The 12,350-nt window shown below is 61.9% G+C and carries 11 protein-coding genes; 9 read left to right on the top strand and 2 right to left on the bottom strand.

The annotated features are described in order from the left end of the window. Positions 1-313 precede the first annotated feature (313 nt). Positions 314-1,402, bottom strand: coding sequence for a D-TA family PLP-dependent enzyme (locus AC2GXZ_RS27645; RefSeq protein WP_483762462.1), 1,089 nt, complete (start codon positions 1,400-1,402; stop codon positions 314-316). 19 nt (positions 1,403-1,421) lie between these two features. Here AC2GXZ_RS27645 and AC2GXZ_RS27640 point away from each other — a divergent pair, with 19 nt between their 5' ends. Together AC2GXZ_RS27640 and AC2GXZ_RS27635 are read left to right on the top strand one after the other, a co-directional pair. Next, a complete protein-coding gene (locus AC2GXZ_RS27640) occupies positions 1,422-1,652 on the top strand; it encodes a hypothetical protein (RefSeq protein ID WP_483762461.1) in 231 nt (76 codons plus the stop codon). Further along, on the top strand, positions 1,600-2,463 hold the full coding sequence (locus tag AC2GXZ_RS27635; protein ID WP_483762460.1) for a MurR/RpiR family transcriptional regulator: 864 nt from the start codon (positions 1,600-1,602) through the stop codon (positions 2,461-2,463). Before AC2GXZ_RS27640 ends, AC2GXZ_RS27635 begins: the two co-directional genes overlap by 53 nt. Positions 2,464-2,526: 63 nt before the next feature. Here the strand turns inward: AC2GXZ_RS27635 and AC2GXZ_RS27630 are convergent, their stop codons facing one another. After that, a complete protein-coding gene (locus AC2GXZ_RS27630) occupies positions 2,527-3,291 on the bottom strand; it encodes a GntR family transcriptional regulator (protein ID WP_483762459.1) in 765 nt (254 codons plus the stop codon). A 114-nt stretch (positions 3,292-3,405) separates the two neighbouring features. Between AC2GXZ_RS27630 and AC2GXZ_RS27625 the strand changes: the two genes are divergently transcribed. The 7 genes from AC2GXZ_RS27625 to AC2GXZ_RS27595 all read left to right on the top strand — a co-directional run bounded on the left by AC2GXZ_RS27625 (position 3,406) and on the right by AC2GXZ_RS27595 (position 12,349). Next, complete coding sequence (locus tag AC2GXZ_RS27625) at positions 3,406-4,719, top strand: M20 family metallopeptidase (RefSeq protein ID WP_483762458.1); 1,314 nt, start codon at positions 3,406-3,408, stop codon at positions 4,717-4,719. 32 nt (positions 4,720-4,751) lie between these two features. After that, a complete protein-coding gene (locus AC2GXZ_RS27620) occupies positions 4,752-6,302 on the top strand; it encodes an ABC transporter substrate-binding protein (RefSeq protein WP_483762457.1) in 1,551 nt (516 codons plus the stop codon). Positions 6,303-6,547: 245 nt separating this feature from the next. Then, positions 6,548-7,495 (top strand): ABC transporter permease, encoded by a 948-nt coding sequence (locus AC2GXZ_RS27615; RefSeq protein WP_483762570.1) that lies wholly within the window; start codon positions 6,548-6,550, stop codon positions 7,493-7,495. Then, the gene (locus tag AC2GXZ_RS27610; RefSeq protein WP_483762456.1) at positions 7,488-8,312 is read left to right on the top strand and encodes an ABC transporter permease; all 825 of its coding nucleotides are present in this window, start codon (positions 7,488-7,490) and stop codon (positions 8,310-8,312) included. Before AC2GXZ_RS27615 ends, AC2GXZ_RS27610 begins: the two co-directional genes overlap by 8 nt. Positions 8,313-8,322: 10 nt before the next feature. Then, positions 8,323-9,978: a dipeptide ABC transporter ATP-binding protein gene (locus AC2GXZ_RS27605; protein ID WP_483762455.1), complete on the top strand. Its 1,656-nt coding sequence runs from the start codon at positions 8,323-8,325 to the stop codon at positions 9,976-9,978. 20 nt (positions 9,979-9,998) lie between these two features. Then, the gene (locus AC2GXZ_RS27600) at positions 9,999-11,219 is read left to right on the top strand and encodes a M20 family metallopeptidase (RefSeq protein WP_483762454.1); all 1,221 of its coding nucleotides are present in this window, start codon (positions 9,999-10,001) and stop codon (positions 11,217-11,219) included. Further along, a complete protein-coding gene (locus AC2GXZ_RS27595; RefSeq protein WP_483762453.1) occupies positions 11,219-12,349 on the top strand; it encodes a M24 family metallopeptidase in 1,131 nt (376 codons plus the stop codon). Before AC2GXZ_RS27600 ends, AC2GXZ_RS27595 begins: the two co-directional genes overlap by 1 nt. The last annotated feature ends 1 nt before the right edge of the window (position 12,350 follow it).

Below are 12,350 nucleotides of genomic sequence, written 5' to 3'. Positions count from 1 at the left end.
TGTTGCCGAAGTCAACGGATTTTCAGATTTCGCACTATTTTGTGTAATTTATTTTCTTAATCGCGAAAATCGAAGAAAATTTTCACGGCCTTCCCGAGGCGTAGCAGCCGAAGTCGAGGCCGGTGCAACGGCATTCTGTTTTGGAATCAAGCCATTCGGCCGGTCCCGGCTGCGTGCCGGCGGCAAACAATCGTCATAGCCGCATGAAAAAGGGCGCCCCTGAGAGGCGCCCGATTTTCATCATTCCGTGACCGCCGCGCCCTGCGGTAAGGAGCGGCCGGCCTTTTGCGGTAAAAATTTTCAGGCCGCAGCCCTACCAGACGGTGCCGCGCGCATCGACATTTTCAACCCGCGAAACGATGCCGTCGCGATGGAAGACCATGCGGTCGAACAGGTTGGTGACGACGCAGGTATGGTTCGGCACGACCTTCACCATCGAACCGATCTCGGGGAAGGGCGTCTTGCAGTCGGTGAGATCGACCACGGCATGTTCTTCCGACAGCGAGACGATGCGGGCGCCCTCGAAACCGGCGACTGCACCGTAATCGGTAAAGCCGAGCAGATCGGAGGTCAGTGCCTTGGAGCCGCTGTCCAGCACCGCGCGATCCGGCGCCGGGCGGGATACGACGGTGGCGAGGATATGCATGGCGAGATCGTCATTGCTGCAATGGCCGGCGCGCACCATGCTGCGGTCGTTATAGACATAGGTGCCGGCGCGGTGTTCGGTGGCGGACGGCACGCGATGGGCGAAAAACAGATCCGGCGAACCGCCGCTGGAGCGGACCGGGCATTCGAGGCCTTTTTCAGCAAGCAATGCGATGGTGCGAGCCATGAAGGTCTCGACCTGTTCCGCGCCGCCGACCGACGGATAGGTCATGATGCCACCGAACCGAAGACCGGGGGCCGCCGCGATCTTTTCGGCAAGCGCAACGGCCGCTTCCGGCGTTTGCACGCCGCAGCGCTTGCCGCCGGTATCGCATTCGATCAGCACGGTGAGCGGCTTCTCGGCCTCGAAGGTCGCGGCGAGGCCGGCAATGGTGGTCTCGCTATCGGCGACGACGGCGAGTTTTGCGACGCGGGCATTGAGCGCCTTCAGGCGGGCAAGCTTGGCGACGCCGAGAATGTTGTAGGTGATCAGGATGTCGTCAAAACCGGCATCGGCGAACACTTCCGCTTCGGTCACCTTCTGGCAATTGAGGCCAACGGCGCCGGCTTCCAGCTGCTGGCGGGCGATGGCGGCGATCTTGTGGGTCTTGATATGTGGCCGGAAGGCCTTGCCGTGTTGATCGCAATAGGCCTGCACCCGCGCGATATTGGCGGCCAGCCTGTCCTCGTCGATAACGGGCATGGGGGTTGCAACCTGATCGAGCGGTGTGCCGGGTTCGGGCCACGGATAGTTCATCGATGAAGACCTCGTTGGAATGGATGTGCTGCCGGATGCAGATGATGGCGGCGCCAGAAGGATTGCTTTTATTTTCGTCGAACAGGCAAGTTTGATTGATGCTGGCCGTCACTATGCTATCAAATTGCTCATCAGTGAAATTCATTTTCACAAGCTTGCGCATTTTTCTGATGCGGCCAATCCGAGGGAAAGACCGAATGGATCTGTTTCATGCCCTTTCCGATCAGGACGCCAAGCTTTCCGGTCTTGAGGCGAAGCTTGCCCGGTTCGCGCTGGACAATGTCGATTTCGTCGTCAATGCATCGATCATCGAGGTGGCGGAAAAAGCCGGCGTTTCGCCGCCCACGGTCACCCGTTTCTGCCGGCGGCTGGGTTGCCAGGGATATTCGGACTTCAAGGTGCAGCTGGCAAAGCTCGCCTATGTCGGCCTGCGTTATCTGACCCCGGAAGCGCCGACGGCAACGGCGGAAGAAGTGGCGCAGGATATCGTGTCGAAGGCGCAGAACGCGCTGTTCGAGGTGCATCGCCAACTTGATCTGCGCGCAATCGAAAAGGCGGCGCAGATGCTGCGGGGCGCCGAGTTCATCCAGGCCTTCGGCGCCAGCGGCAATTCGGCGATGATCGTCAACGAGCTGCACAATCGGCTTTTTCGCCTGAGCTGCCGGGTTAATGCGTCGAGCGACCACGGCATGAACCTGATGATTTCGGCCGCTGCCCAGCCCGGCACGGTGGTTTTCGGTTCGTCCTTTACCGGCCGCGACATGGGGCTCGTCCATTGCCTGGAGCTGTTGCGGGAGCGATCCATCCCGACGATCGTGATGACCCAGAGCGGCTCGCCGGTGGCGGATGCCGCCGACCTGGTGATCGCCATCGAGATGCCGGAGGGCAAGAACATCTTTCGCCCGACCTCGACGCGTTACGCCTATCTGGCGGCGATCGACATCCTTGCCAACATGGTCGCCTATGCCGACCGCACAAGAGCGATGAAATCGCTGCGGGCGATCAAGGAAGAGCTGGTGCGCAACCGCGACGGCGACGACCGGCAATTGCTCGGCGACTGACAGCACATCGACAGAGTATGGAGCAGCGGCCAAGCGACGCCCGGTCCGCTGCCCACCCCAATCCTATTGGACTTCGTTGACGTAGCGATGGTTTGCGGTGGTTGCCCGGTGGGCGGAGATCAGCACCGGCACAGCCATCTGGTCATAGGCGATCTCGTCAATGGTCAGTACCGCAGCGGGCAGCGTCAGGCCAAGCCAGCGCACATCCTCTTCCGTTGCCAGATCGGCGCCGATCTGCTCGCGTACGGCAGAGATGCGCAGCCCATGATGTTCGAGCAGGTGAAGATAGAAGAGCGGCGGAATGTCTTCCTTGTTCTGCGGAAAATTGGGAACCCGCTCCAAAGACAACGTCAATGTCTCATGCATGATCGGCCGGTCGTCGACATTGCGGTAGCGATGAAAGCGGACGATCGGCGCCCCCTCTTCGATCTGCAATTTTCCCGCATCGTCGGCGGATGCGGCGCCGCGTTCGAGCGATGTGACGGTCGTCACCGACTTGCTGAGCGAACCATCCAACCCGTGCAGGCGGAAATACTGGAAGAACAGGCGAAGGCTGTGCTGCGGCTTGCGGCCGGTGACCACCGTGCCGGTCTTGCGGCGGCGGCTGAGAATGCCGTCATTGGTCAGATCCATCAAAGCCCGGCGAATGGTGCCGACGGCGACGCCGTAAGTTTGCGACAATGCCACTTCGCTAGGCAGAACCGAGCCGGGCTCGAGCTTGCCGATCATGATCGCTTCGGTAATCTGCCGCTTAACCACTTCATAAAGCGGCAAAGAAAGCTCGCCGAGCTTTCCGGCATCTGATGATATATTAGGCAATTCCGGCAATTATTTGCCTCTTCTTTGGAGTTGACTCATCCGGTCGATCTACGCAGTATTACTATATAGTTTATATTAAAGCGCAAGCTGAGGAGGCGGGCGCAAGGTGCCGAGGATACCGTAATGAACGATCAGCCATCCGCGCTGCAACACACCCTGACCTCTGCCATGGCAGTGATTGAACAGGATGTCGAGGTCGCCGTTCAGGATTTGGCACGGATGGTCGCCGTCGATACGTCCTTTCCGCCCGGTGAAGGTTATGGTCCGTTCGCCGATCTGATGACCGAGCTGCTTGCGCCTCTCGGCTTCGATTTCGAGCGGGTGACGGTACCGCGCGAGCTCTGGCACGTTGCCGGCGGACCGGCCTCTGGCGAACGCACCAATCTGGTTGCGAGCCGCGTGACGGACAAGCCGGTCTGCGGCCTCTATTACCACGTCGACACGGTTCCGGTCGCGCCCGGCTGGACGCGCGATCCGCTGTCGCTGACCGTCGAAGGCGACAACCTCTATGGGCTTGGTGCTGCCGACATGAAGGGCACGATCGCCGCCACGCTTCTCGCGCTGCGCGCGGCAAAACAGTGCGGCGTAACACTGGCCTATGATCCGATGCTGCTTCTGTGCACAGACGAGGAAGGCGGGCTTTATCCCGGCATCCGTTATCTGGCCGAACAGGACATGCTCAAGGGCCATATCCTCAATTTCAACGGTTCGGCCGCGCCGCGCGTCTGGGCCGGCTGTTTCGGCATTTTCAACCTGCAGGTGACGATTACCGGCCATGCGGTGCATGCCGGCGAGGGCAATCGCACAGGTGCCGGCGTCAATGCCATCGAAGGCGCTTTGCCGGTGCTGAACGCGCTGGCCGCTCTCAAGCCGGAAATCGCCAAACGGGAATCCAGGCTCGCACCGCCGCCGCATGCGACCGGGCCGCTTCGCCCGTCCTTGACGATCGCCGCGGTCAATGGTGGCACGGCAGGCGGCCAGGTACCGGCGGAAATCAAGATCCTCGTCTCGCGCCGCTACGCGCCCGAAGAAAATTATGACGCGGCGCGCGCCGAGATCGAGACCGTGATCGGCGACTGCCTTGCCGGCACCGACCTGAAGCTCGCCATCGACCTCGTCGGCCATCTGATCCCGACCGATGATCCGGATGGCCCGCACTGGCCGCGCTGGCAAAAGGCGCTGTCGGAAGGTTTTGGCTATGCCCCGGAAGACTTTGCCAAATGGGGTGCGGCCTCCTGCTCCGACTTCGGTTATGTGCAAAAGGCCGGATTCGGACCGGAAGTGCTGCTCGGCGGTCTCGGCCGGCCGGCAAGCTGCATCCACAGCCCGGAAGAACACACGACTCGCCAGGACATCATCGCGCTCGCCAAAAGCATTCTCGCCTATCTCGCGGCCGACTTTGCCCCAGACGCAATCCCAGAAACACGCCATTCCTGAAAACCGCAGCTGATAACCAAGGGAACTGAAACATGCTGGAAATGAAACGCCGCTTCTTCCTGGCCGGCACCGCCGCCATTCTCGCGGCCCCCTCGATGAGCTTTGCCCAGGCGGCAACGCCTGCAAAGGGTGGCACGCTGAAGATCTCCGTCGACCAGGCGGCAAGCGTCATCCATCCGCTGCTGACCCGCGTCAACCCGGAATACCTGGTGACCGAGCTGCTCTACAGCAACCTGACGCGTCTCAAGGTCGACATGTCGATCGAGCCGGATCTCGCCGAAAGCTGGAGCGCCAACGATGCGCTGACCGAATGGACCTTCAAGCTGCGCACCGGCGTTACCTTCCATGACGGTTCCGCCTTCACCGCCAACGACGTCGTTGTTTCGCTCAAGACCATTCTCGATCCGGCAACCGCGTCGCCCGGCCGCAACAATATCGGCCCGATTTCCGATATCACCGCCGTCGACGACACGACCGTACTGATCAAGCTGTCCGGCTCCTATGCCGACCTTCCGGCAGCCCTTGCCTATCCGAACGCCCGCATCATTCCGGCATCGATTGCCAAGGGTGACCTGAAGAGCCTGTCGACCAAGGCCGTCGGCACCGGCCCGTTCAAGCTCGTCTCCTACGAGCCGGACCGCCTGATCGTCGTCGAGCGCAACGAAAAATATTACGACCCGGCACGCCCTTACCTCGACCGCGTCGAAGTGCATGTTTTCCCCGATACCTCGGCTGAAAGCTCGGCGCTGCTCGCCGGCGATATCGACATCGTCTCGACCATCCAGCCGCCGGAATTCCTGCGCGTCGACGGCAATGACGGCATCGTCACGCTGCGCACGCCGTCCGGCCAGTTCTGCAACATCAACTTCGGCTGCGACACGGCGCCGTTCAACGATGCCCGCGTGCGCCGCGCCATTGCGCTCACCGTCGATCGCGAAGCCATGGTCGGTTTCGTCACCGAAGGGTTCGGCACGATCGGTAACGACACGCCGCTCAACCCGTCCTACCGTTTCTTCAAGGATATCAAGCAGCGCGAAAAGAACATCGAGGAAGCCAAGAAGCTTCTGGCCGAGGCCGGTTTCCCGAACGGTCTCGAAGCAACGCTGATCGCCTCCGACCGCCCGGCCGTGCGCACCCAGCTTGCCGTGGCGCTGAAGGAAATGGCCAAGGAAGCCGGTATCACCATCAACGTCCAGACCATGCCGCATGCGACCTATCTGGATCAGGTGTGGAAGAAGGGCTCGTTTTATGTCGGCTTCTACAACATGCAGCCGACCCCGGATGGCATCTTCAAGCTGCTCTACACCTCTGATGCAGCCTGGAACGAAACCCGCTGGAACAACAAGGCATTCGACGCCCTGATCGCGGAAGCCCGCGGCACGGTCGACGAGGCCAAGCGCACCGAGCTTTATACCAAGGCACAGGACATCATGAACGAGGACGTTCCCTCGATCATCCCGTCCTTCTTCGACGTTCTGGCTGCCAAGCGCAGCTGGGTCGAAGGGTTCGAAGCACATCCCCGCGCCTCGGTCTACCGCCTCGATTACGCCTCGCTCACCGACAAGGCGCCGAAGCGCGGCTGATCTGTTTGACTGCCGGACGCTTGCCTCGGGCAAGACCATGGCATGAGCGAAGTCCCCTCCCAACCCTCCCCACAAGGGGGAGGGCTTAACCCGGCCGATCCGCCGAACTTCAATCGAGGCAAAGCGGATGCCACAGGTCTTCTCCCCCCTTGTGGGGGAGATGGCCGGCAGGCCAGAGGGGGTCTTTGCTGAATGTCATTTCCAAACCGCCGAGCGTCCGGCCCTCTTGACCAAGGAACAAGCCCCTGTCCCCGAACTACATAGCCAAGCGGCTGGTGATGATCGTCTACACACTCCTTGTCGTGTCGCTGATCGTCTTCGCCATTACCCAGATTCTGCCCGCCGACGCCGCCGTCATGATGCTGGGCGAAAACGCCACCAAGGATGCGCTCGACGCGCTGCGCCAGACCATGGGTCTCGACCAGCCGATCTGGCAGCAATATGCGACCTGGCTCGGCCATGTGCTGCAGGGCGATCTCGGGACTTCGCTGCGCACGGGCCAGCCGGTCGGTCCGGTCATGTTCGAGGCGCTCGGCCGTTCGCTGCTTCTGGCGCTCCTGTCGATCGGGCTGATGCTGGTGCTGGCCATTCCGCTCGGCATCATCGCCGCCATCCGCCGCGGCAAGATCGCCGACATGGTGGTGAGCCTGATCTCCTATGCCGGCGTGGCGCTGCCTGAATTCGTCACCGCGACGCTTGCCGTCCTGATCTTCGCCGATTGGATGAAATGGCTGCCGCCCACGGGCTACGTGCCGCTCACTGAGAATTTTCTCGATGGCCTCGCGCATCTGGTGCTGCCGGTCTGTGTCATCTCGATCATCCTGATCGCCCATGTCTCGCGCATGGTGCGCTCCGAACTCGTCGACGTGCTGCATACCGATTATATCCGCGCCGCCAGGCTGAAGGGCCTGTCGCGCGGACATGTTCTGCGCCGCCATGCGCTGCGCAATGCGCTTTTGCCGACCATCACCATCGTCGCGCTCGATGTCGGTTACCTGCTCGGCGGCGTCATCGTGGTGGAAGAAATCTTCGCCATTCCCGGCATCGGCCGACAGCTGATCGTCGCCATCCAGGCGCGTGACCTGCCAGCCATCCAGGCCGGCGTGCTGATCATGGCCGCCACCTATTCGATCGTCAATTTTATCGCCGACATCCTCTATGCCTGGCTCGACAAGAGGATCCAGTATGACTGATTTCCTGAAACGTCTCCTGAAGACGCCGCAGGGCGCCATCGGCCTTTTCCTCGTGGCTTTGGTCCTCATGATCGTCATGTTCGGCCCGATGCTAGCGCCTTACGATCCGGAAAAGCTGTCGCCGCTCGCCCGCTACAAAGGGCCGAGTGCCGCCTATTGGCTGGGAACCGACCAGTATGGCCGCGACATCTTCAGCCGTCTTCTGATCGGCGCCCGTGCGACCGTCGTGATGGCGGTGCTTGCGACCATCGCCGGCACGCTGATCGGAGCGCTGATCGGTACCGCATCCGCCTTTCTCGGCGGACGCGCCGACGAGCTGATCATGCGCACCATCGATGCGGTGATGTCGATCCCGAGCCTGTTGTTTGCGCTTCTCGTGGTCAACCTTCTGGGCTCCAGCACCGTCAACGCGCTGGTGGCCGTCGCCATCGCGTTTGCACCGGGCATGGCCCGTATCACCCGCAGCGTGGCGCTGTCGGTGCGCAAGCAGGATTATGTGAATGCGGCGATCGCCCGTGGCGAAAGCTCGAGCTACATCATCCGCCGCGAAATGCTGCCGAACGTGATCGCGCCGATCATCGTCGAGATGACCATTCGCGTGTCGTTCGCCGTGATGTTGTTTGCGACCTTGAGCTTTCTCGGTCTGGGTGCCCAGCCACCGGCTGCTGAATGGGGCCTGATGGTCTCGGAAGCGCGCCGTTACATGCATCTTTCCGCCGGCATCCTGATCTGGCCGAGCGTGGCGATCGCCACCGTTGCCGTCGGCTTCAACCTTCTGGGCGACGGTCTTCGCGATGCCCTCAATCCGCGGACCTGAGGTGACACCCATGAACAATACAGACAACAGCCCGGCCGTCTCGCCGGTCCCTGGCCCGGTTCTGGAAATCCGGAACTACTCGCTGGATTACCAGACGGCCAATGGCCCGTATCACGCGCTGAAAAATATCGACCTTGCCATCAACCGCGGCGAAATCCTCGGTCTCGTCGGCGAAAGCGGCTCCGGCAAGACCTCGCTTGCCTGGTCGATCATGCGTTACCTGCCGAAAAATGCCCGCGAGCCGGGCGGAAAAATCCTGCTCGGCGGCGACAATCTGCTGGAGAAATCCGAGCGCGAGATGGAAGCCATTCGCGGCCGGCGCATCAGCATGGTGTTCCAGGACCCATCGACCTCGCTCAACCCGACGCTGTCGCTCGGCACACAGCTGGCCGAAGTGCTGATGCGTCATCGTGGCCTGACCCGTCAGCAGGCGTGGAAGGAAGGCGAGGCACGGCTTGCCCATGTGGGCCTCAAAACCCCGGCGCAGATGATGCACCGCATGCCGCATGAGGCATCCGGCGGCGAAAAGCAGCGTATCGTCATTGCCTCCGCCTTTGCCTGCAATCCGGAATGCATCATCTTCGACGAGCCGACCACGGCGCTCGACGTGATCACCTCGCGCCAGATCCTCGACCTGTTTGTCGAGCTGCAGGCCGAAACCGGCGTCGCCTCGCTTTATATCTCACATGACCTGGCGCTGGTGGCACGCACCGCCGGCCGCGTCGCAGTGATCAAGCGCGGCGATATCGTCGAGCAGGGCACGGTGCGCGAGATCTTCACCAACCCTCGCCGAGACTATACCCGCGAGCTGATTGCCGCCGTTCCCGATCCCGCCCACCGGCTGGTGAAAGACGACGTGGTCGAGACCGGCACGCCGCTGGTGAAGGTCGAAAATGTCAGCGTCCATTTCGGCCGCAAGCCGTTCCTTGCGGCTTTGACCGGCCGCAAGACCGAGCGGGTGACCGGCAATAATGCGATCAGCCTCAGCGTCAATCCGGGCGAAATCCTCGGCATTGTCGGCGAAAGCGGTTCCGGCAAATCGACGCTTGCCAAGGCGATGACCGGCCTCAACCGGTTCGAGGGAAAAATCTGGTTCGACGGCCGCGAGATCAAAAGCGTCAGCGACATGTCCACGGCCTATCGCAAGGACGTGCAAATCATCTTCCAGCACCCCGACGCGTCGCTCAATCCGCGCCAGAAGATTTCCGAAATCCTGTCACGACCGCTGAAGCTTTACGGCAACGGCGGCGATATAAAGCAGCAGATCGGCGACATGCTGGAACAGGTGCGCCTGCCGCGCACCCATGCCGATCGCTACCCGCACCAGCTTTCCGGGGGCGAAAAACAACGCGTGGCGATCGCCCGTGCCTTCGCTTCGAAACCCCGTCTCGTCATCTGCGACGAGATCACCTCGGCGCTCGACGTCTCGGTTCAGGCCTCGGTGGTCGAACTTCTGCTGGAACTGCAGAAGGCGAGCGGCACGGCCTATCTGTTCATCACCCACGACCTCAACCTCATCCGCCAGATCGCCCACCGGATCGCCGTCATGTATCGCGGCGACCTGATCGAGGTGGTGAAGGCAGACGAGATCGATAGCCCTGACCGGGCGGATTATACGCGCCGCCTGATCGAGGCGGTGCCGCGCGCCGCCGCACAATACCAGTGAATGCATCAAGGAGCATGACAATGGACCCGAAGTCCCTGTTGGACCGGATCGACGAAAAGGCCTGCCTCGATTTCCTGTCGAAAATGGTCCAGCACAAGAGCCATTCGGAAACCGAAGGCGAGAAGGATCTCGCCCGCTGGATGGCCAAGGAGCTTGAAAAGATCGGCGTCGACGCCGAGCTGCAGCCCTTCGACGAAGGCCGCCGCTTCAACACGATCGGCCGCCTGAAAGGTCAAGGCGGGGCTAAAAGCCTGCTGTTCAACGGCCATCTCGACACCAATCCGGTCACCGAAGGCTGGACGGTCGACCCTTACGCGGGCCTCGTCGACGACAAGTTCATCTATGGCATCGGCGTCTCCAACATGAAGGCCGGTGATGCCGCCTATTTCTGCGCGGTAAAGACGCTGCTGGAAGCCGGCATCAAGCTGAAGGGCGATGTGACGCTGACCTTCGTCGTCGGCGAATTGCAGGGCGGCGTCGGCACGCTGGCCGCGATCAAGGGCGGCGTCAAGGCCGACTATTTCATCAACAGCGAGCCGAGCGATCTGGTTGCCGTCACCATGCATGCGGCGGCACTGAGCTATGTCATCGAACTGACCGGCGATACCCGCCACCTATCGAAGCGCGAAGAATCCGTCGATGCGATTGCCGCGGCTTGCGACATCATTCCGCGCATCAATGCAATGACCTTCAGCGGCGCCAAAAGCGACGCGCATCGCTCGATCAATCGCGGCCATGTCGGCGTCGTCCATGGCGCGCTCGGCCGTGATCTGGAAGAATGGCGCCCGCCGCAGGTGGCCGATTTCGTCCGCCTGCGCGGTTCGCTGCGCTATGCGCCAGGGCAGACACAGGAAGGCGTGCTGGCCGACGTCGAAAAGGAACTGCGAGCGCTCGAAGCCCGCTTCCCGGGACTTCAGGCCAAGCTGGTGCCGGACATGATCGAGGGCCGGCCGCTGATGCCGCCCTTCGAGGTCTCGCCGGACAGCCGCATCGTCAAGTCGATCAATGCGGCATACGAGGCCGTGCGCGGTGAAAAGCAGCCGACCGGCGCGATCACGCCGACGCGTTTCTACGGCACCGATGCCGGCCATCTCTACAAGGAGCTCGGTATGGAAGGCATCGTTTGCGGTCCGGGCGGCCGTTACAACACCATGCCGGACGAGCGGGTCGACATTATCGACTTCCTCGACATGATCCGCGTCTACATGCTGACCATTCTCGACATCTGCGAGGTGGCATAATGTTTTCCCGGGCGGAATTCGATCGCCGTATCGCTCTCGCCCGGGATGCCATGGCGTCTTCGGGCGCCGACCTTCTGCTTGCCGACAGCGGCGAGCTTCTCGCATGGCTGACGGGCTATACAGTCTCCGAGACCATGTATCGCGCGGCCTTCCTGCCGCGCGAGGGTGAGGCGTGGTTCACGCTGCGGGCGCTGGACGAGGCACCCTGCCGGGAAAAGAGCTGGATCACTGATGTCACCGGCTTTGCCGATACCAAGGAAGCCCAGGCGGCGGTTGCGACAAGCATCCGCGACCACGGTTTCGGCACGGCCCGGATCGGCCTCGATACCAATTCCTATGGCCTGAGTGCGGCAACCTTCATGCGTCTCACCCAGCTTCTACCCGAAGCAACCTTCGTGCCGATGCCGGGCCTGAGCGACAGCCTGCGCTGGGTGAAGTCGGGCGAGGAGATCGCGGTGCTTTCGCAGGCCTCCGCGATTGCCGACAAGGCGATGGCCGAGATTGCACGGCAGGCCAAACCCGGCATGACGACGCGCGATGCGGCGGCGATCGCCTCCGGCGTCTTCCTGCGCGAGGGCGCCGATACCGGCGAAGTCGGCCCGGTGGTCAAGGCATCCGGCAGCCATGAATTCCTCCATGGCGTGTTCAAGACCGAAGCGATCGAAGAAGGCGACGTGCTGCATGTCGAACTCATCCCGCGCGTTGGAAACTATGGCGCACGGATGATGCGGCCGATCGTGGTCGGCACGCCTTCCGCAGAACTTGCCGCCGCGGCCGAAAAGCTGGTCGAGTTGCAGGACAGGCAGATTGCGGCGATGAAACCAGGGGCGATTGCCCGCGATGTCGATGCGATCCTGCGGCAGGGCGCGCTCGATGCGGGCCTTCGGCCGGTTTATGACAATGTCACCGCCTATACGCTCGGCCTCTATACCCGCACCCCGCGCACCAGCGATTTTTCCGGCGTGTTTCTGCCGACATCGGACTGGGCGCTGCAAGAAGGAATGGTGTTCCATCTTTATGCGACGGCGCAGGGGCTGGGCTTCAGCGAGACGGTTGTGGTCGGCAGAGATGGCGGCATCCGCTTGACGCAGACGCCACGGCGCATTTTGTGCGGAGCCACGAGTTCCTGAA

It is taken from the genome of Aliirhizobium sp. YIM B11859, from assembly GCF_057163345.1.
This window is presented reverse-complemented; position numbering and strand designations above follow the sequence as displayed.

What these genes read in the sequence shown, in the direction of transcription:
- AC2GXZ_RS27595 (WP_483762453.1), top strand. Translation starts at nt 11,219, where the DNA reads ATGTTTTCCCGGGCGGAATTCGATCGCCGTATCGCTCTCGCCCGGGAT.
- AC2GXZ_RS27620 (WP_483762457.1), top strand. Translation starts at nt 4,752, where the DNA reads ATGCTGGAAATGAAACGCCGCTTCTTCCTGGCCGGCACCGCCGCCATT.
- AC2GXZ_RS27600 (WP_483762454.1), top strand. Translation starts at nt 9,999, where the DNA reads ATGGACCCGAAGTCCCTGTTGGACCGGATCGACGAAAAGGCCTGCCTC.
- AC2GXZ_RS27635 (WP_483762460.1), top strand. Translation starts at nt 1,600, where the DNA reads ATGGATCTGTTTCATGCCCTTTCCGATCAGGACGCCAAGCTTTCCGGT.
- AC2GXZ_RS27640 (WP_483762461.1), top strand. Translation starts at nt 1,422, where the DNA reads ATGGATGTGCTGCCGGATGCAGATGATGGCGGCGCCAGAAGGATTGCT.
- AC2GXZ_RS27610 (WP_483762456.1), top strand. Translation starts at nt 7,488, where the DNA reads ATGACTGATTTCCTGAAACGTCTCCTGAAGACGCCGCAGGGCGCCATC.
- AC2GXZ_RS27645 (WP_483762462.1), bottom strand. Translation starts at nt 1,402, where the DNA reads ATGAACTATCCGTGGCCCGAACCCGGCACACCGCTCGATCAGGTTGCA.
- AC2GXZ_RS27625 (WP_483762458.1), top strand. Translation starts at nt 3,406, where the DNA reads ATGAACGATCAGCCATCCGCGCTGCAACACACCCTGACCTCTGCCATG.
- AC2GXZ_RS27605 (WP_483762455.1), top strand. Translation starts at nt 8,323, where the DNA reads ATGAACAATACAGACAACAGCCCGGCCGTCTCGCCGGTCCCTGGCCCG.